Genomic DNA, 19,295 nt, shown 5'->3' with positions numbered 1-19,295 from the left:
CTCAGGACTCCTTCGCGGCTGAGGGGGCGGAGGGGACGGAAGGGATGGAGGGGGCGGAGGGGATGGAGGAGGCGGAAGGGGCGGAGGGCGGCAGCTGCCGGAAGCCGCCGTGCAGGAAGAGCAGGGGCGGGCGGTGGCCGCCGCCGGCGGTGGCGACCACCTCCCCGATCACCATCGTGTGGTCGCCGATCTCGAAGCTGTCCCGCAGGACGCACTCCAGTCCGGCCATCGCGTCGAGCAGCAGGGCGCCGGTCTCGCTCCCCGGTCTGGCGGGCAGGGCGGCCACCGCCGCCGCCCGCTCGGGACGGCCCCGGGCCAGCGAGCGGGCCAGCGGCTCGGCCTCGGCGTCGAGGATCGCCACCGCCCACTTCTTGGTCTGGAGCAGGTCCCCGAGGAAGCGGGACTCGCGGTGCAGGGAGAGCGAGACCAGCGGCGGGTCGAGCGAGACCGAGGTCAGCGAGTTGAGCGTCACCGCGTCGTGGCGGCGGGTGCCGTCGCGGTCGGCGTAGGTGGTCGCGACGCAGACTCCGGTGGCGAAGTCCCGCATCACGCCGCGCAGATCGGGTGACATGGGGTGGGCTCCTCTCCGTCTCAGACGGCCTGGGGGTGGGTGAAGACCCGGTCCGGGTCGTAGCGGCGCTTGACCTCCTGGAGGCGGGCCAGGTTGGGGCCGTGGTAGGCGGCCAGGGCCCGGGCGGGGGGCAGGTCGGGGTCGGCGAAGTTGAGGTAGGAGGCGTCCCGGGCGTGCTCGCCCATCGCGGTGTGCAGGTCGGTGAGCCAGTCGAGGTTGGCCTGCCGGAGCTCCGCCGGGTCGTCGGGGCTCCAGGAGGTGTCCATGGAGACCAGGAAGAGCACGTCCCGGTGCGGGAAGGCGGTCTCGGTGACCGGCACCCGGTTGATCGCCCCGCCCCAGGTGAACAGTGCCACGCCGGCGCCGTCCGGGTTCCCGCTGCCGGGCCACTTCTGCAGCGCCGTCAGCACGGTGTCGATCGCGGCCGGGCCGATCGGTTCGGTCACCGTCCTGGTGCGGACCGCGAACGGGTCCCCGGAGGTCTCGTGGTGCAGGAAGTCCTTGGCCTCCCAGTACCCCATGTCCTCCACCACCGTCCGCTCCGGGGCGGCGGCGGCCAGCACCGGGGCGAGCAGCTCGCGCAGCTCGCTCGCCGGGCCCAGGTGCTGGCCGATCACCGAGACCGAACCGCCGTCCGCCCCGGTGCGGTTGACCCCGATCCGGGCGGCGAACTCGTCCGGTGCGGCGGCCATGATCCGCTGCATCACCGTCAGCACCACCGGTGCGTCGGCCAGCGGCCAGAGCAGCAGGCAGGTGGAGCTGGGCACGGTGGGGCGGGCCTGGAAGGTGAAGGAGGTGTTGACGCCGAAGTTCCCTCCGCCGCCGCCCTTGCAGGCCCAGAACAGATCGGGGTGCTCGGTCTCGTTGCACCGCACCAACGAGCCGTCGGCCAGCACCAGTTCGGTCTCCACCAGGGAGTCGCAGGTGAGCCCGAAGGCCCGGGAGACGGCGGCCACGCCGCCGCCCAGGGTGAGGCCGCCGATGCCGACCTGGTCGGAGTTGCCGAGCGGCACCGCCAGGTCGTGGCGCTGGAGTTCGGCGTAGAGCTCGCCGGAGCGCACTCCCCCGCCGACGGTGACCAGCTCCCGTTCCCGGTCCACCCGGATGGTGTCCAGCCCCTGGAGGTCGAGCACCAGGCCGCCGGCGGCGGTGCCCTGCCCGGAGTAGCCGTGGCCGCCGCCCCTCGCCACCACCGGCATCCCCTCGGCCCGGGCCCAGGCGACGCCCCGGGCCACGTCGGCGACGCCGGAGACCGAGAGCACCCCGGCCGGGGCCACCCCGGCGTAGCGGCGGTTGAAGGCGGAGCTGCGCTCCTGGTATCCCTCCTCCCCCGGCAGCCGGACCACGCCGTCCACCCGGGCCCGCAGGCCCTCCCAGTCAGGCATCCTCGCCCTCCTCGCCGGTGACCTCGGTCAGGAAGGAGGTGCCGCTCTGCGCGTGCGGACCGTAGCGCTCCCACTCCTCGCGGATCAGCAGGTCCCCGCCCGGGCCGGTGTAGGGGGTGTTGACGGTGTGTCCGGCGATCACCTCGCCGTCCGCCAGCACCATCGTGTACGCGAGCCGGAGCGTGCCGTCGGGGTCGCAGACCCCGTTGACGTTGCCCCGGCGGACCGGGCCGCCCGCGAAGTCCGCCCAGACCAGGTCGTCCGACTGGTGGTAGCGGGCCACCACCCCGTCCGCGGACTCCAGCTTGCGGAACTGCCGTCCGTCGTAGTCGATCCTCATGCGTCCACATCCACGTCCAGCAGTCCGGCGGGCATCTCCAGCACCGCGTCGATCTCCTTGCGGGCCAGCGGCGTGGCGTCCAGCTCCACCGCCGCCAGCGCCGCGTCCAACCGCTCCTCGCAGGCCTCCGGGCCCTCGGCCGTGCAGACCACGAAGGAGTGCCGGGCCAGGTAGCCGCCGGGCGGCAGCCGCAGCTCGGTGCCGGACGAGACCATCGGCTCGGCGGCGGCCAGCCCGGGGAGGCCGACGGGCACCCGGACCTCGCGCACCGTGCAGTCCTCGCCCGGGTAGCCGAACCGGATGCCGGCCACGCCCCGGTGACGCGGGGTCAGGTCGGAGCGCAGCCCGAGGGCGGTCTCCACCAGCACCTCGCCCGGGTCGATCCCGGTGGCCAGCCGTCCCAGGTAGGGGATCAGGTCCCCGCCGAGCCGGCCGTTGACCTCGATCACCACCGGGCCGTACGGGGTGAGCTTGAGCTCGGCGTGGGTCATGCCGTCCTCCACCCCGAGCACCTGGTGGGTCTTGGCCAGCACGTCCAGCAGCACCTGGTCCTGGAGCAGCGGGTCGTCCGCGTCCACCAGGTGGCCGAGCTCCTCGAAGTACGGGTGCAGCCCGGTCCGCTTGCGGGCCACCAGCACGGCGCGGTACTCGCCGCGCTGCACCACGCCGTCCACGCTGATCTCCGGCCCGTCGGCGTAGCCCTCGACCATCGCCCCGCCCCGGTACGGCTCGTCGCCGACCATCCCGGCGTTGGCGGCCACCAGGTACGCCTGGTCGAGCCGGCCCTCGTCCTCGGCCAGCACGACGCCCATCGAGGCGCCGAGCGCGCGCGGCTTGACCACCACGGGGTAGCCGATGGCGGCCGCGGCGGCCCGGGCCGCCTCCGGGGTGTCCACCAACGCGAAGCCGGGCTGCGGGAGTCCGGCGGCGGTCAGCAGGGTGCGGGTGGTGTGCTTGTCCCGGCAGCCGACCACCCCGGCCAGGCCGAGGCCCGGCAGGCCGAACTCGGCGGCCAGCTCGGCGGTTGGCATCACCAGCGGCTCGTCGTAGCAGAGGATGCCGGCCACCGTCCGCCGCCCGGCGATCTCCCGTGCGGCGGTGCGGAGTTGCTCGTGGTCGAAGACGTTGACCACGGTGATCTCGTCGAAGTACGGGGTCTGCCAGGTCGGGTGCAGGTTGTTCACCAGCACCAGCTTCAGGCCGAGTTCGGCGGCCCGGCGGGCGGCCGACTCGATCAGGTACTCGCGGTAGTACCGCAGACCGCTGCCGATCACCAGCAGCACGCGGTCCTCGTCACCGCTCATGGCGTCTCCTCTCCGTGCGACTGCGACTGCACGTGGGGTGCGGGGGAAGGGGTTTCGAAGGGTTCGGGGCTCTCCAGCGCCGCCACGATCCGGTCGGCGACCAGCGGGGCGGTGCGGAAGCCGTCGCCGCCGCTGGCCGTCCTGGCCCAGGTGCCGGGGCCGATCCGGACCAGGTGGGCGGCGCCGGTGCCGGCGTCCACCAGGTAGTGGCAGCGTTTGACCGCCAGCACCTGGTAGCGGTCCGGATCGGTGAGGATCGGCTCGGCCAGCACCTGCTCGGCCCAGCGGAGTTCCTCCTCCGGGGTGCCGTCGGTGGCCAGCTCGGCCTCCCGGCAGACGGCCGCCGAGCTGACCTTGAGCAGCGTCCCGTCACCGGGCGGCAGCAGCCAGGCCAGGCCCTCGCTGCCGATCCGGCCGACTCCCGGGGTGCGCTCCCAGGCCGCCGTCAGCTCCTCGGGCGGCTTGAGGTAGACCAGGGTCTGACGGTGCAGCAGCATCGGCAGGTCGACCAGGTCCTTGGACCACGGGCCGGTGGCGATCAGGGTGAGGTCCCCGGTCAGGGTGCGGGCGTCGGGCAGGTGCACCTCGCCGGTCTCCGGGTCGACGGCCTTGACCTCCTGCCAGGGCATCAGGGTCACGCCCGGGCGGGCGGCCAGCCAGCGGGCCACCGCCTGGAGCGCGTGGTCGGCCAGCAGCACCCCGCCGTGGTGCTCCCGCACGCCCACCGTCCCCTCGGGGAAGCGGACGTGCGGCAGCGCCGCGGGCTCCACCAGGCTGACCGGCAGCCCGGCCTCGGCGGCCACCGCCGCCACCTGCCCGGCCTCCTCGGCCGGCCAGGCCGTCACCATGCCCACCCGCCGGTAGAAGCGGGTGCCGAGCATCGCCTCCAGGGCCAGCCAGCGCCGGTGGGCGACGGCGGTGCGCCGGGAGGCGGCCGGATCGGCCGGGTCCAGCGCGCGGACGGCCCGGTGCTGGTCGAAGGAGGTGGAGCCGGGGTTGGGGATGGCGCCCCGGTCCAGCACGGTGACCCGGTGCCCGGCCAGCGAGCAGCGCACCGCGGTGAGCAGTCCGGTCACCCCGGCGCCGACCACCAGCACCCGGCGGCTCTCCGCGGCCACCTCAGTCACCCCCGTCCGGGCCGGCCGTCCCGACCGGGATGCGGGGCAGCGGACGCACCGTCACCTCGCTGGTGGTGTCCGGACGGCCCGGCGGTGCGGCGGTCAGCGCGCCCGACGCCGCCGCCTCGGCGGCCAGGTCCACCAGGATCGGCGCCGCGCAGCGCAGCACCGTGCGCACCTGGTGGGCGAAGTCGCCCTCCTGGCCCTCCGTCACCTCCCAGCGGTCCAGCCGGCCGAGCTGCTCGGCCAGCGTCTCGGCCGCCCGGTTGAGGCTGAAGCCCGCTCCCTCGAAGGCGGCGGCGAACCTGGCGGTGATCCGCTCGGCGGCGGCCCGGGACGCGGCCGAGACCGGCAGGGTGCGCCCGGCCAGCTCTGCGTCCTTCGCGGCGATCCGGTTCCACGGCGCGACCAGCCGGGCCCCGGTGACGGCGGCCAGCTGCTCCCAGCCGAAGTTGGTGCGCTGGTACTCCGGGCTGGTGGCGGCCAGGTGGTAGCGGCCGACGTCCCGGGGCAGCCGGTCGGCCAGCTCCTGCCCCCAGACCAGGTGGCCCCGGCTGGTGGAGAACTTCTGGTGGTCCAGCTCGTAGAACTCGTTGGTGACGAACCGTGCGGGCAGCGCGTAGCGGCCGTCCAGCGCCATCAGCATCGCCACGCCCGCGACCGCGAACGGGAAGGTGTTGTCGAAGCCGAGGAAGTAGACCACCTCCGTCCCGGCCTCCGGCCACCACAACTGGTCGTCGGCCTGGAGCACTTCGCCGCGCCGCTCGGCGCCCAGCGCGGTGGTGTACATCGACCAGGCCATGGTCTCGGCGTTGGGGTTGATCACCTGCCCGGGCACCTCGGGGAACGGGGCGGGGATGCCCCAGGCACCGGGGTGGGTGACCGGGAAGTCCGGCAGCGGGGCGGCCAGCATCTCCCGCAGGGCCTGCGCCATGTGCGGGCGCAGCGCGGCGCCGGTGCGCTCGAAGTACTCCCGCAGCCGTTCCCGGTACTGCTCCAACGGCAGCACCAGCACCGGGAGTTCGCGCAGCTCCAGCTCCTCGTCCGGGGCCTCGGTGGAGCGCGGGGCGATCAGGTCGCCGGCCGCCAGCGGGTGGCCGCAGCTCTCGCAGAGCCCGGCGCAGCCCTCGGTGAGGCAGACCGGGCAGCCGCCCTTGACGAAGCCGTCCACCAGGTACTCGCCGGTGCTGGGCCGGTAGGGGAAGCGCACCGGCTTCAGCTCCAGCTTCCCGGCGGCGTGCAGACGGCCGTGGAAGTCCAGCACCAGCTTGGTGAAGCGCTCCTCGTCCCGGCTGAAGCCGTCCACCGCGATGCCGAGGGCGGCCAGGGTGGCCTCGATCCGGGCGGTGGAGTCGGCCACCAGGTGCTCGGGCTCGGTGCCCAGGCGGCGGGCGGTGGTGACCACGAAGGTGGAGGTGTCCTGGGCACCGGTGCCGAGCACGGCCTCGCGGCCGGCCGCCCGCTGGTGGCGGGTGAAGACGTCGGCGGCCAGGAAGGGCCCGGCCAGGTGGCCGAGGTGCAGGTCGCCGTTGGCGGTCGGCGCGGGCGAGACCACCGCGACCCGTCCGCGCTGCTGACCGGCCGTCACGACGCGGCCTCCGCTCCCAGGTGGCGGGCCAGGAAGTCGGCGGCCATCGGGGCGTCCCACCAGATGCCGTAGTACTCGAAGTCGGCGTCCGAGCGGTTGACCACCCGGTGGGTGGAGCCCGGCGGCAGGTGGACGATGTCGCCCGCCTTGAACTCGCGCTCCACCCCGTCCACCACCAGGGCGCCGTCACCGCTGAGCGCGATGAAGATCTCGTACTCGTGGTGGCTGTGCGGGTCGGACGCGCCGCCCGCCCGCACCACGCACCACGCCCCCTCGAACGGGGAGTTGAGCGGGGCCCAGGGCTTGAGCCGCTCGCCCTCGATGCCGTAGGCCGGGGTCAGGTTGGCCCGGTCGAGTCTGCGGATCTCCGGCTCCATCAGTTGCCTCCGATCGTGGCGGCGACGCTGCGGCGGTCGAGCAGGTCGGTGGTGATCTCGTGGGAACGCTGGGCGAGCACGCTGAGCAGGGAGTCCGAGATGCCGTGGGTGGCCTCGTTGAAGCCCTGGAGGTAGAGCCCGCCGCGCCCGGCACCGGTGCCCAGCTCCACCCGGTAGCGGCGGTTCACCCCGACCTCCTCGATGCCGAGCTGTCCGGCCAGGTGACGGACCATCGCGGGCATCCGCTGGTCGTAGCCCGTGCCGAGCAGCACCAGGTCGCAGCGGAGCGGCTCGACCTTGCCGGTGCGGCGGTCGCGCAGCTCCAGCACCACCTCGCCCTCCTCCTCGCGGGCTCCCACCACCTCGGTCATCGGGCGGACGGCGGAGCGCGGGGTGCCGTCGAGCTTCTGCCGGTAGAGCATCGCGTAGGTGTCGTCGAGGAAGGGGGCGGCCAGGCCCGCGTAGTTGGTCAGCCGCAGCTCGTCCAGGATCTGCTTCCTGGCCGCCGGGTCGGTGCCGTGGAACTCGTCGACGAAGGACGGGAAGAAGAGCTCGTTGACGAACTTGCTGGTCTGGTAGTTCATCAGGCCGATGGAGCGGTGGACCAGGGTCGGGGTGCTCAGCGGCAGGTCGTCGTGGACCGCGACGAACATCTCGGCGGCGCTCTGCGCGGCGCCTATCACCACCACCCGGGTCGGCCGGTCCACCGGGTGGCGGGCTATCCGGGTGGCGTACTGGGAGCTGTGGATCACCCGGTCCTGCGGGAGTCCGGCGAAGACCTCGGGCACGTGGGCGTCCCGGCCGGTGCCGACCACCAGGTCACGGGCGTCGACGGTGTCGCCGTCGGCCAGGGTGACCCGCCAGCCGGCCACGGTGCCGTCGTCGGCCAGCCGCGGTGCCACCGAGGTGGCCGCAGCGTTGTGGCGCACCCGCACGTGGTCCAGGGAGTTCGCCACCCACTGGAGGTAGTCGGAGAGTTCGCGGCGGTAGGGGTTGAAGGTGCCGAGGTTGACGAACTCGTCCAGCCGGCCCTGCTGGTGGAGGAAGGCCAGGAAGGAGAAACGGCTCTGCGGGTTGCGGAGGGTGACCAGGTCCTTGAGGAAGGAGACCTGGCTGCGGGCGAACGGCAGCAGGAGGTTGCGCTGCCACTTCACGTCCGGGTACTGCTCCAGTATCAGGGTGTTCGCGGCCAGTCCGGCCGAGCCGGACTCCTCGATCGCCACGGCCAGGGCCAGGTTGGAGGGGCCGGCGCCGATCGCCAGCACCTCGACCTCGTGGTTGGTCATGCGCTGTCACCACCTCACTGCTCGTCCCGCCGCCCGTGGGGAAGCGGTTGGGGTGAACCGCCGTTCCGGTGTCCGGGCGGTTCGTTGGGACGAGTGAAGCGAGGGGCGGAATTGGTCGGCAGTCTTGTCCGGGAGCGCCGATCAACCCCGCCGGCGCGGGAGTTGATCGGCCGGAGGTGCCTGCTGCCCCCTCAGAGCCTCGACGCGATCGCACCGGCCAGCGTGACGAGGCCGGCGCGGATCCGGGCGGAGCTCTCGTCGGGCACTCCCTTGTCGGCGAGGGGGTCGAAGGCATAGTTGACGGCGAAGTTGACCGAGCCCTTGCGCACGTACAGGTGGGCACCGATCTTGGCCTGGTCGTACAGGGCCAGGTCACCCACTCCGGGCACCGGCGTACCGGGCTTGGTGGCCTGGCTGACCTCGTAGGGCAGCAGGTTGACGATGACGAAGCGGCCCTTCTCGGCGTACCGGTAGCTGCACTGCGTGAGGCTGGGCAAAGGAGTGTCGTCCCGATGCCCCTCGACCACCTGCCCGAGGAGCGCCCCGACCTCCTCCTTCGTCGCCAACGCGCAGACGTCCAGCGCCGGTTTCGTGGGTTCGGCCTGCGCGGAGCCACCGGTGCTTCCCGCACAGCCGCTCAGTGCGACCAGGAGCGCCAGACCCAGCGCCCCCGGTAGCGAGCCGTTCCGTACCGACTTCCCTGACCACACCATGCCCGGCCCCTCTCGTCCGTTCCGTCGTCGTGGCGCTCCGAGCGCAGCAGGCCTTCACCGAGCGCGATATGACGATCTGTCAGATACGGGCCAGGGTAGTACGGCGCACCTGTCCCCCGCCGCCCGTACCGCACGGGCCGTCGCCGCCTAGCCCGATGCCGGCCGGATCTGCGGGAAGGGGCGGGTGCGGCGGGGCAGCAGGTTGTGCGCGGGGTCGCGGTCCAGGACGAAGGCGCGGACCAGCGGGTCCAGGCGGTAGCCGCCGGGGCGTGCCCCGTGCCGGAGCACGCCGGCCTCGACCAGCTCCTGCACCGGCTCCTCGTGCTCCGCCAGCAGCGGCTCCTGGGCCCACAGTTCGCGCACCGGGATCCGGGCCAGCCGGTCGAGCAGCCCGGCCGCGGCGGCGCCCAGGGCGAGGTGGGCGGAGTTCAGCGACTCCCGCATCGAGAGGTCCCCGACGCTCAACCAGTCCAGCAGGGCTGCCGGTTCGGCCAGCCGGGCCACCGCCCAGCGCAGCGGCAGCTCGGGGCGGGGCAGCAGTTTGCGGGTGGCGATGTCCAGGGCCAGCGGGAGGTCGCCGCAGAGCTCCGCCAGCCGGTCGGCGGCGGCCGGGTCGGCCCCGGCGCGCTCCGGCAGCACGGCGGCGATCAGGCGCAGCGACTCGGCGCGGTCCAGCGGGTCCAGCCGCAGCCGCCGGACGTCGCGCAGGCCGAGCAGGGCGGAGCGGCTGACGACCAGGGTGGTGCTGGTCGCGCTGTCGGTGAGCAGCGGTCTCACCTGACGCTCGCAGTGCACGTTCTCCAGCAGCACCAGCACCCGGCGGCGGGCGATCAACGAGCGGTAGAGCGCCGCGCGTTGGTCGGCCGTGGCGGGAATGCGCCCCGGCTCGACGCCGAGCGCGGCCAGGAAGGAGCCGAGCAGTCCGGACAGGTCGTAGTCCTGCTCGGCCAGCGGCCCGAGGTCGGCGTAGAGCTGGCCGTCCACCATGGAGGGGGCCAGGTCGTGCGCGTGCCGCAGCGCCAGCCCGCTCTTGCCGACCCCGACCGGCCCGCTGATCACCACCGGGCTCCCGCCGGGGCCGCCGAGCCGTCCGAGCTCGGCCTCGCGCCCGACCAACCCGTGCGGACGGAGCGGGAGTTGGACGGGCACGGACGGGCCACCGGGCGGCGCCGCGAAGTCCGGGGCCGTCGGCAGCACGTACGGGCCCGCGTCCGCCCCCTCGCGGGAGTCCGTACCCACGCCCGTGCCCCCGTCCGATGACGGTCCGGTCCCACCGGCCCGCTCCTGCCCGGACTCCCGGCCGTTCATCCACGAGGTCAACTCGGAGACGCCGGAAGCCTCCTGCGCCGCGTCGGCAGGTGCCGCCGGGCGGCTGCCGATCACCGGCACGCCGCCCCGGGCCGCGGCGTCCAGCCAGCGGCGCCGCCACTCCTCCCGCTCGCCGCCGCAGGCGGCGACGTAGGCCAACGCGACCTGGAGGGTGGGCAGCCGGTGGCCGTTGGCCGCGCTGGAGAGCACCGAGGCGGAGTACATGGCGGTCCGCGCCATGTCCCGGTAGGTCGGGCTGCCCGCCTCGGCACGCAGACGGCGGAGCCGGCCGGCGAACTCCGCCACCGCTCCGCCCGAGGCGTCCACCGGTCTCTCCGGTCTCCCCATGTGCCCCATCCCCTTCCCTCGTCCTGATCAAGGAGGAAGTACGCACACGGGGGAGCGGACCGCCGGGTGTCTCCCGGCGGCCCACTCCCCCGTGTGTCGGTGCGTCAGGCGGCGGGTGTCCCCCGCATGCCCAGGTGAGCGCAGAGCGCGGCCACCAGGCCGACGACCCCGCAGACCCACCAGATCCCGTTCCCGAGCGCGCTCCAGGCGAGCACCCCCAGGGTGGGGCCGAGCGCCAGACCGACCCCGAACCCGGCCTGGTGGGCCGCGATGTAACGCGCCTTCACCGCCGCCGGGTAGGTGGCCGGGTGCGCGAACATGGTCGGCCCGCTGATCATCACGCCGAACACGAACACCACGGTGCAGAGCACGATCGTCACGCTGGAGCCGAACGGCAGGCCGTACCCGGCCACCCCGAGGGCCATCAGCGCGGTGCCGACGCCGCCCGCCAGGTGCGGCGGCCAGCGCTTCACGTAACTGGTGAGCTTGAGCTCGCAGCTGATCAGGATCACCGAGGAGGCGGTCAGCACGGTGCTGTAGAGCGCCGTCGGGTGCCCCTCGGAGCTGATCTTCAGCGGCAGCGCCACGGTGTACTGGACGTAGATCACCGAGCCCAGCAGCACCGAGGCCAGGAAGGCCAGGTACTTGCGGTCGCGCAGCAGCGCCCCGTACCCGCCCTTCGTCTTCGGCCCGTCCTCCTCGTCCTCCTCCACCGGCGCCGCCACCTTCGGCAGCAGGGTGAGCGCGAGCAGCGCGTAGACCAGCGCGGTGCCCGCGTCCAGGTAGAACAGCAGGTCCCAGTCGAGCAGGATCAGCCCGGCCGCGATCAGCGGGCTGAGCGCGGCGCCGCCGTTCAGGGCGATCCGCATCATCGAGAAGCCCATCACCCGGTGCTCGGCCGGGATCAGGTCGCTCAGCAGCACCGAGGCCGCCGGGCGGTAGCTCTGGGTGGCCAGGCCGGCCAGCGCCACGGCCACCAGCAGCAGCGGGAACCGGCCCGCGCCGCTGAGCGCCGGGATCAGCACCAGGATCACCGCCGAGGTGGCCATCGCACCGGTGATGGTGGCCCTGGGCCCGAACCGCTGGACCAGCTCGCCGCCCAGGATGGTGCCGAGCACCGCCCCGACGCTGTAGGCGGTCAGGGCCAGCCCGGCGTGCCCGACCGACAGCCCACGGGCCGTCAGGTAGAGCACCAGGAAGGTCTGGACGAAGGCGCCCATCTGGTTGATCAGGACGCCGCCCAGCAGGTACCGGACGGAGACCGGCGTCTGTCGCAGGGTGGCGAAGACCCCTGGTGGGGGTGGCGCCGGTTTCGTGGTCCCGCTCTCGGCCGTGGTGGTCACTTGGCTCGTCCTCGCTCTCTGCCGGCTGTGCTCGGATGCGGTGCGCGGGCGGGCGGCACCTGGCCGCCCACCCGCCTCAACTCCCGGTCATTCCAGCGGAGTCGGCCATTGACCGACAGCGTTGATCGGCCTCGCCGATCAACCCGGTCAGCGGCTGAAGGCGCCGTTCACCGTGCCGAAGTCCAGCGCCCCGGCCAGCTCCTGGTAGGTGCCGCGGGTCACCAGCTCCTCGGCCGCGCGCTGCGCCAGGGTGTACGCGGCCTGCGCCACGGCGGTGCCCACGCTCACCCGGCGCACCCCGGCGGCCTCGAACTCGGCCACCGTCGGGGCCCCGGGCCCGGCCATCACGTTGACCGGCAGCGGCTGGCCCTTGACCAGCTCGGCGATCACCGCGAGGTCCAGCAGCCCGGGCACGAAGAGACCGTCCGCCCCGGCCTCGGCGTAGGCGGCGGCCCGGGCCAGCACGTCGTCGAGGCGGCCCGCCTCCTCGCCGATCCCGAACAGGAACACGTCGGTGCGCAGGTTCACCACCAGCTCGGGCAGCCCGGCCCGCTCGGCCGCCGCCCGGGCGGCGCGGATCCGGTCGGCCTGCTCCTCCGCGGTGAACAGCGTGAAGTCCGGCTTGGAGTCCTCCAGGTTGATCCCGACCGCACCGGCCGCGATCACCGCCTCCACGGTGGCCGCCACGTCCTCCGGCGTCGGCCCGTACCCGCCCTCGACGTCCGCCGTCACCGGCAGCTCGACCGCGGCGGCGATCCGGCGCACCTGCTCCACCATCTCGTCCCGGCTCAGCGCCTGCTGGTCCGGCTTCCCCTGCGACCACGACACCCCGCCGCTCGTGGTGGCGATGGCCGCGACCCCGGCCCGCGCGATCAGCGCGGCGCTCCCGGCGTCCCAGGCGTTCGGCAGCACCAGCACGCCGTCCTTGTGCAACTCCCGCAGCCGGACGGCCCTGGCCTGCTGACTCTCCGTCACGATGAACTCACCTTTCCCTGGAGGGTTTGGGCCGTATCGTCCTGACCCCGTCATGTGACGGTCAACACAGCCGAACGCACTCCATCAGGTTCGATTGCGCTCGCCGGCCGACTGTGCTGCACCGGGCCCGAGAGCACCGTCCGCACCCTCCCCCGACGCCCGGCCGCGAACTGACGACCCGTCAATGTCCGCCGCCCACTCCGTCACCTCCCTTGCACCATGTACCCCCCGGGGGTATGTTTCCCTTCACCGAGAGACATACCCCCCACCGGTATAGGAGTCCTGTGATGTCCGACGTCAACACCCCACCCCCGCCGCGCCGCTGGACGGCGCTCGCGCTCATCGCCCTCGCCCAGTTCATCGTGATCATGGACACCTCGATCATCGGCGTGGCCCTGCCGAAGATGCAGACCGCACTCGGCTTCTCGCAGGAGGACCTGTCCTGGGTCTTCAACGCCTACGTGGTCGCCTTCGGCGGACTGCTGCTGCTCGGCGGCCGGCTGTCCGACCTGTTCGGCGCCAAGCGGCTGTTCGCCGCGGGCTGGGCGGTGCTCGCGGCCGGATCGCTCACCGCGGGCCTGGCCGGCCAGGCCTGGGTGGAGCTCGTCGGCCGCGCCGTCCAGGGCGCCGGGTCGGCGCTGATCGCCCCCGCCGCGCTGACCCTGCTGATCACCCTGTTCGGCAGCCGGCCGCAGGAGCTGACCAAGGCCTTCGCCCTCTACGGCGCGGCCGCGCCCGCGGGCGGCACCGCCGGCGTCTTCCTCGGCGGCCTGATCACCCAGTACGCCAGCTGGCCCTGGGTGTTCTACGTCAACATCCCGGTCGCGCTCGTCGTCCTGGCCCTGACCCCCGGCGTGATGCCCGCCGCCGCCGTGCGGCGCGGCTCCGTCGACTGGCTCGGCGCCCTGGTCGTGACCCTCGGTCTGGCCACCACCGTGTACGCCATCGTCCGTGCGCCCGAGGCGGGTTGGGGATCGGCCTCGACCTGGCTCGTGCTGGCGGCCGGTCTGCTGCTGCTCGCCGCGTTCGTCGCCCTGCAGGCCCGGCGGCGCGAGCCGCTGATGCGCCTCGGCATCTGGCGCAGCCCCGGCCTGGCCGGCGCCAACACCGCTCAGCTGCTGATGGCCGCCGCCTGGATCCCGATGTGGTTCTTCCTCAACCTCTACCTCCAGCAGGTGCTCGGCCTGGGCGCGTTCGCCTCCGGCGCCGCACTGCTGCCGATGACCGCCGCCATCATGGTGATGATGATCGTCCTGGCACCCCGCCTGATCGCCCGCTTCGGCACCAAGCCGCTGATCGTCACCGGCCTGCTGGCCCTGGCCGCCGGCATGCTCTGGCTCTCCTTCGCCCGGCCCGACGGCTCCTTCGCCGTCGACGTGCTGCCCGCCTCGCTGCTCGCGGCCGCCGGCATGGCGCTCGCCTTCATCCCCTCGCTCGGCACCGCCCTGTCCAGCGCCCGCCCGGAGGAGGGCGGCCTGGCCTCCGGCATCGTCAACACCAGCTACCAGGTCGGTTCCGCACTCGGGCTGGCGGCCATGACCGCGCTGGCCGCCGCCCACGGTGCCCGTGAGCTCGGCGACCCGGCCGCCCTCACCGACGGCTTCTCCGCCGCCTTCCTCGGCGCGGCCGCCGTCGCCGCCGTCGCGGCCCTGACCGCCGCCCTCACCCTCCGTACCGCCGCCGCCCCGGCGGGCGCGCCCGCGCCGGCCGAGGCCCTCTGACACACCGTCACCGCCCAGGGGCATGCCCCTGGGCGGTGGCCCTCTTGCATTAATACCCCCTGGGGGTATCGTGGAGTCACAGGAGCGGACGAGAGGAGCAGCCCGTGCCCGGCTACGAACACTCGAAGGACGACATCGTGCGGCGCCTGCGCAGGATCGAGGGCCAGGTGCGCGGCCTGCAACGGATGGTCGACTCCGACACCTACTGCATCGACGTCCTCACCCAGGTCTCCGCCGCCACCAAGGCCCTCCAGTCGGTGGCGCTGAACCTGCTGGACGACCACCTCGCCCACTGCGTCCAGGACGCCATCGCGGACGGCGGCGCCGAAGCCGAGGCGAAGGTCGCCGAGGCCAGCCGGGCGATCGCCCGCTTCGTCCGCGCCTGACCCGGCGGGCGGGGCGCGGTCAGGCGGGCGGGGCGCGGTCAGGCGAGCAGCAGCGGCATGTCCCAGTCCGAGGCCGTGCCCCGGGTGGCGTAGGAGTCCAGGGCCAGGGCGACGCCGGCCGCGCCGTCCAGGTAGCCGGAGACGTCGCTGCCGTAGTCGGCCTTGGTCATGGTGAAGCGGTAGCCGAAGGGGAGGGCGGGGTCGAAGGAGGAGACCAGCCGGGCGGCCAGCCGGTCGCGGACGCGTTCGATCCGTTCCTCGCCGAACTCCTCGTTGAGGCACCCGAGTTGGTGCAGCGTACCGGCCCAGCCGTGGCAGAGGGCGTGGTCGTGCAGGCCCCAGGTCTCGGGCGGGGTGGTGAGCAGGCGCTCGACCGAGCGGCGGGCCAGGCCGGTCCAGTCGGGGCGGTCCAGGGCCAGGCCGGCCAGTTGGACGGCGCGGGAGACGCCCGGGGCGCCGTAGCACCAGGACGGCCAGCCGGGCGGGGTGTCGAAGGAGTCGGGGCCGGCCAGGTACTGGCGCAGCGTCAGGTGCGGCGGCCAGTACGGGCCCCGGGCGTCGCGGACGGCCCAGCGGGAGAGCAGGGCGGCACCGGCCTCGATCGCCTCGGCCTGGCGCGGCACCCGGACGCCCTGCCGCCAGGCCAGCGAGAGCAGGGCGAGCGGGCCGGCCACGCCGTGCGAGATGCCGAGGTTGAGGTGGCCGTCGGGGAAGTCGCGCTCCGAGCCGGTCCGGGGGGCGTCCAGCGACCACCAGCGCGGCACCCGGTGGCCGCGGTGCTCCACCTCGCCGAGGGAGAGGGCGGTCAGGTAGCCGAGCACGGACTCCAGCTCCGGGCGGCAGACCTCCTCCCGGGCCAGCAGGTACCGGCCGACGCCGGTCATGCCGCGGACCACCTCGTAGTGGCCGATGGTGGTGAGCGGGGCGTCGGTCACGGCGGGCAGCGCGGTGCGGACCAACTCCCTCTGGTAGTCGTCGAGTCGGTGCAGTGCGGAGACGTAGCCACCGGTGGCCCGGTGCGCCAGCAGCACGGCGAAGGCCAGCGCGCCGGGCCCCTTGAAGATCCCGCCGGCCACCGTGCCGCTCTCGGCGACCGCCCTGGTCGCCTGCCCCAGATAGGCGTGCGCCCGGGCCGCCCGGGCCGGGTAGGGCCAGGCGCCGCCGCTGAACGCGATGGCCAGCCCGGGGCTGCCGCTGCCGAGGGTGAGCTCGGCCCAGACGTTCTCGCCCCGCCCGTCCTCCGCCGCCTCGTCCGGGATCGCGGTGACGGCCGCGGTCGCCGCCGGATCGGCCAGCCGGTCGAGCACGGCGGCGGACACCGCCCCGGCCCGTTCGCGCAGATCGGCGCGGTCGGGAGTGGTCATCGGGCGTTCCCCTCTCGGAAGTCGGCGGCCCGGCCGGTGCGGCGGCGGCCCAGGACGGTGCGGGCGGCGCCGCGCAGGACGGCGTAGCCGCGGGCCTCGGCGGCCGGGTCGGTGCCGAAGAGCCGGTTGTGGCGCATGTGGAGCAGGGAGTGCAGGGCCTCGTCGCGGTCGGCCGGCGCGGCGCCCAGGATCAACTCGCCGTAGGCGCGCGGGGCTTCGGAGGCGGACCAGAGCTCCGCCAGGCCCGGCATGCCGAGCCGCTCGCAGGCCGCCGCGAAGCCGCCCGGCAGCAACAGCCCGTCGGCCAGGGCCCGGTGGCGCTGGTAGAGCTCGTGGTCCGGGCCCTTGGTGAAGGCCTCGTCCACCCAGGAGCACCAGTCCCACTCGCCCAGCGAGGAGAGCAGCAGCCCGTGCCCGAAGGCGGCCAGCACCTCGTCCGGCACCGCCGCCGCCCCGGCCCGCCGGGCCGCGAGCTGCACCATCGCCGAGCGGCTGTCCGTCAGGAAGAGCCGCTCGGCCGCCTCCTGGAGCGCCTCGCCCCCGTAGCGGTCGGTCTCCGGCCGGTAGGTGTCGAGCTGCAGGGTGCGCACCGCCCCGGAGTCGACCAGCCGTCGGACGCCGCGTGCCAGCGCGGGCAGCACACGCCCGTGCAGCGCCTGCGGGTCGGCGCCGTGCAGGCGCAGCCGGACGTGCGGCTCGGGGTCGCGGTAGCGCAGGAAGAACCAGCGGTCCACGTCCTGCTCCACCCCGGCCCCGGCCAGCAGTGCGGGCAGGTGGGTGGCCACCAGTGCGTCGTGGGCGCCCGGTTCGGCGTACAGCTTGAGGTACAGCCACTCCTCACCGGGCAGGTGGACGGCGCGCGGCGCGGGCCGCAGCGGTGCCCGTTCGGCCTCCGGCGGGCGGGGTGCGGGGGCGCCGGCCCGGGCCAGCGGGACCACGATCTCGGTGGCGTGGCCGGAGTTCCACCCCAGCCGGGCCGGGTCGGCGGTCAGGTCCTGGTAGAGCACGAACCTCGGCTGGGCGGCGGTGAGTTCGGCCCGCAGCAGCTCGCGGTCCCAGGGCTCGCGCAGGTCGACGGGGTACATCTGGTCGTTGCGGGCGATCTGCAGGCGGTCCGGCACCCGGTACCGCCGCCGCCACTCCCCCAGCTCCCGCTCCCAGTCAGCTGTCGCGGCGGCCTCGCGCAGGCGGCGCCCGGCCAGCCAGCGGGCCGGGGAGACCAGCACCCGCCCGTACCGGACGGCGGGCAGGTAGGGCAGGGTGTCGAGCCCGGCCCAGTCCCAGCCGGTCCAGACCCGGGGGCGGGCGGCGGCCAGCTCGACCAGGAAGCGGGCCACCGGCGGGGCCTGGGCGTCCAGGGCCAGCATGTGCGGCAGGACGGGGACCACCTGACGGCCCGTCGGGCCGTGCAGCAGCCGCAGGCCGTCGGCCCCGGCGGCGACCAGCAGGGTGCGCCAGTCCAGGCAGTGCGGATCGGTGCGGTCGTCGGGCAGGCCGACGGGTATCCGGTGCGGGAGCAGCCGGGGCACCTGGACGATGTTGAGCGAGCGCGGGTCGCGCGGGGCGATCTCCAGCTGGGCCAACAGGGCGTCCTGGTCGGCCGGTTCGGCCACCAGCCGGGCGAGCTCGGCGGTCAGTCCGGTGGCCTCGGCGAACCGCCCGGCGGTGGCGCCCGCCGTCCAGGAGCCGATGTGCGGGCTGCCGAGCAGCAGGTACTCGCCCCGGTCCAGGGCGTCGGTGCCGTCGGCGAGCAGTTGGAAGCAGAGCTCCAGGGTGCGCGGCGGCCGGGCGGACGGGTCGTGCTCGGCCAGTCGCCCGATCCGCTGCACGTCGGCGTCGGTGAGCACCAGTTCGCCGCCCTCCAGCACCGCCTGCTGGACCAGTTCGGCGATCGCGGCCCGGCGCGGCCGGTCGGCCTCGGCGCCCGGTCCGGTGCGGGGGTACGGATCCTCGGCGGTGTACTCGGGCGGCAGGCCCAGGCCCCGGTGCGGGTCCACCAGGTCGGCCAGCGGGACGGCCGAGGCGGTGCCGTAGCGCTCGACGAAGCGGTCCCGGTAGTCCCGCAGGTGGGCCAGGCTGCCCCACTCCGGGGTCATCGCCCAGACGGCGGCGGCGTAGCGGCGCACCTCCTCGCCCACCGAGGCGGGCAGCACCGTCTCGCCGGGGAAGGTCAGGTCGACCTGGACGGGCGGGCGTTGGTGCCCGTCGGCCGAGGGGTCGAGGGCACGGACGGCGGCCAGCAGCGCCCGCCAGGACTCCCGGCCCCCGCCCGGCAGGTCGCGCTCGTGCGCGGCGGCCGCGGCGCGGACGGCCCGCAGGCCCTCGGCGGCGCCGGGCACCACGCCCTCGACGGCGGCCTCGATCCGGTCCAGGTGGGCCGCGTCGATCCGGTGCGGGGTGAGCGAGGTCTGCAGGAAGCCGTGCCGGACCAGCCCGGCCAGCAGCCCGTCCAGCCGCTCGGCCCCGACGGCGGGGAAACACTCCGTCAGGTGCGCCAGCAGGGCGGCGTACCCGACGGGGCGGGCCGCCTCCGCCCGGACGGCGGCGACCACGGCGTTGTCCCGGACGGAGACCTCACGACCGCCGGAGTCCCGGGTGAGGCGGCCGTCGCGGAGCACGGCCAGGTCGTCCAGCACCACGTCCACCCGGCGGCGCACCCCGGGCACGGCCAGCCAGTCCAGCACCCGGCGGTGCAGCCAGCCGCCGTCCAGCCGGACCGAGACCCGGCCCGGGCCGGCCGGGCCGGTCTTGGCCACCTCGCCGAAGCGGGCCCGGCCGACGCCGGCGAAGAGCCCGAAGGGGGTGGGGCGGCCGCCGGAGCGGCGGGCGTAGCGGGTGAGGGTGCGGGCCGCGGAGAGGGTGCGCTTGCGGCCGAGGGCCGCGGCGCCCCGGTCGTCGGAGAGCTTGCGCAGGCTCTCCCCCAGGCTGCCGCTGGCCACCTCGACGGCCTGCCGCAGCAGCGGCCGGGCGCCCAACTCCCGTATCCCTGCCAGTGGTTGCTCCGGGTCGATCCGGGCCTCGGCCGTCGCGCGCGGCGTACTCGCCGTCCGCACCAGCACCGGCTCCCGCACCTCGAAGATGTCCAGCTCAGCTCGCACGTGCCCGCCCTCGGCCTCGGTTCCGTCCACCCCGTACACTCCGTACACGGCGGACGCGGGGCGGGCCTGG

16 protein-coding genes are annotated in these 19,295 nt (G+C 74.5%); 2 read left to right on the top strand and 14 right to left on the bottom strand.

Features of this window, described 5'->3' with window-relative positions:
* Position 1: 1 nt before the first annotated feature.
* From ACIA8O_RS03300 to ACIA8O_RS03245, 12 genes are all read right to left on the bottom strand, one after another.
* Complete coding sequence (locus ACIA8O_RS03300) at positions 2-571, bottom strand: flavin reductase family protein (RefSeq protein ID WP_396291795.1); 570 nt, start codon at positions 569-571, stop codon at positions 2-4.
* Positions 572-591: 20 nt separating this feature from the next.
* A complete protein-coding gene (locus ACIA8O_RS03295; protein ID WP_396291794.1) occupies positions 592-1,956 on the bottom strand; it encodes an FAD-binding oxidoreductase in 1,365 nt (454 codons plus the stop codon).
* On the bottom strand, positions 1,949-2,296 hold the full coding sequence (locus tag ACIA8O_RS03290; RefSeq protein ID WP_396291793.1) for a hypothetical protein: 348 nt from the start codon (positions 2,294-2,296) through the stop codon (positions 1,949-1,951). Before ACIA8O_RS03290 ends, ACIA8O_RS03295 begins: the two co-directional genes overlap by 8 nt.
* Entirely contained in the window at positions 2,293-3,600 is a 1,308-nt protein-coding gene (locus ACIA8O_RS03285; RefSeq protein WP_396291792.1) for an acetyl-CoA carboxylase biotin carboxylase subunit family protein, read from the bottom strand. Before ACIA8O_RS03285 ends, ACIA8O_RS03290 begins: the two co-directional genes overlap by 4 nt.
* Positions 3,597-4,718 (bottom strand): NAD(P)/FAD-dependent oxidoreductase, encoded by a 1,122-nt coding sequence (locus ACIA8O_RS03280; RefSeq protein WP_396291791.1) that lies wholly within the window; start codon positions 4,716-4,718, stop codon positions 3,597-3,599. Before ACIA8O_RS03280 ends, ACIA8O_RS03285 begins: the two co-directional genes overlap by 4 nt.
* A gap of 1 nt (position 4,719) precedes the next feature.
* Complete coding sequence (locus ACIA8O_RS03275) at positions 4,720-6,306, bottom strand: class I tRNA ligase family protein (RefSeq protein ID WP_396291790.1); 1,587 nt, start codon at positions 6,304-6,306, stop codon at positions 4,720-4,722.
* On the bottom strand, positions 6,303-6,683 hold the full coding sequence (locus tag ACIA8O_RS03270; RefSeq protein WP_396291789.1) for a cupin domain-containing protein: 381 nt from the start codon (positions 6,681-6,683) through the stop codon (positions 6,303-6,305). The genes ACIA8O_RS03275 and ACIA8O_RS03270 overlap by 4 nt, the downstream gene beginning before the upstream one ends.
* Positions 6,683-7,969 (bottom strand): SidA/IucD/PvdA family monooxygenase, encoded by a 1,287-nt coding sequence (locus ACIA8O_RS03265; protein WP_396291788.1) that lies wholly within the window; start codon positions 7,967-7,969, stop codon positions 6,683-6,685. Before ACIA8O_RS03265 ends, ACIA8O_RS03270 begins: the two co-directional genes overlap by 1 nt.
* Before the next feature lie 191 nt (positions 7,970-8,160).
* Positions 8,161-8,682 (bottom strand): hypothetical protein, encoded by a 522-nt coding sequence (locus ACIA8O_RS03260; protein WP_396291787.1) that lies wholly within the window; start codon positions 8,680-8,682, stop codon positions 8,161-8,163.
* Positions 8,683-8,829: 147 nt separating this feature from the next.
* The gene (locus tag ACIA8O_RS03255) at positions 8,830-10,338 is read right to left on the bottom strand and encodes an XRE family transcriptional regulator (RefSeq protein WP_396291786.1); all 1,509 of its coding nucleotides are present in this window, start codon (positions 10,336-10,338) and stop codon (positions 8,830-8,832) included.
* 104 nt (positions 10,339-10,442) lie between these two features.
* Positions 10,443-11,681, bottom strand: a complete 1,239-nt coding sequence (locus tag ACIA8O_RS03250) for an MFS transporter (RefSeq protein ID WP_396291785.1) — start codon at positions 11,679-11,681, stop codon at positions 10,443-10,445.
* A 147-nt stretch (positions 11,682-11,828) separates the two neighbouring features.
* Positions 11,829-12,656 (bottom strand): isocitrate lyase/phosphoenolpyruvate mutase family protein, encoded by an 828-nt coding sequence (locus tag ACIA8O_RS03245; protein ID WP_396291784.1) that lies wholly within the window; start codon positions 12,654-12,656, stop codon positions 11,829-11,831.
* Positions 12,657-12,943: 287 nt separating this feature from the next.
* Here ACIA8O_RS03245 and ACIA8O_RS03240 point away from each other — a divergent pair, with 287 nt between their 5' ends.
* Together ACIA8O_RS03240 and ACIA8O_RS03235 are read left to right on the top strand one after the other, a co-directional pair.
* The gene (locus ACIA8O_RS03240; RefSeq protein ID WP_396291783.1) at positions 12,944-14,377 is read left to right on the top strand and encodes an MFS transporter; all 1,434 of its coding nucleotides are present in this window, start codon (positions 12,944-12,946) and stop codon (positions 14,375-14,377) included.
* Between the two features lie 59 nt (positions 14,378-14,436).
* Positions 14,437-14,763, top strand: coding sequence for a metal-sensitive transcriptional regulator (locus ACIA8O_RS03235; protein WP_396292110.1), 327 nt, complete (start codon positions 14,437-14,439; stop codon positions 14,761-14,763).
* Between the two features lie 38 nt (positions 14,764-14,801).
* Here the strand turns inward: ACIA8O_RS03235 and ACIA8O_RS03230 are convergent, their stop codons facing one another.
* Both ACIA8O_RS03230 and ACIA8O_RS03225 read right to left on the bottom strand, forming a co-directional pair.
* Positions 14,802-16,127: a lanthionine synthetase C family protein gene (locus ACIA8O_RS03230; RefSeq protein WP_396291782.1), complete on the bottom strand. Its 1,326-nt coding sequence runs from the start codon at positions 16,125-16,127 to the stop codon at positions 14,802-14,804.
* A complete protein-coding gene (locus tag ACIA8O_RS03225; protein ID WP_396291781.1) occupies positions 16,124-19,255 on the bottom strand; it encodes a lantibiotic dehydratase in 3,132 nt (1,043 codons plus the stop codon). The genes ACIA8O_RS03230 and ACIA8O_RS03225 overlap by 4 nt, the downstream gene beginning before the upstream one ends.
* Between the last annotated feature and the right edge of the window lie 40 nt (positions 19,256-19,295).

The organism is Kitasatospora sp. NPDC051853 (assembly GCF_044452665.1).
Lineage (GTDB): Bacteria > Actinomycetota > Actinomycetes > Streptomycetales > Streptomycetaceae > Kitasatospora.
Note: the sequence above shows the minus strand (reverse complement) of the source record. Positions and strands in the feature narration are given on the sequence as shown.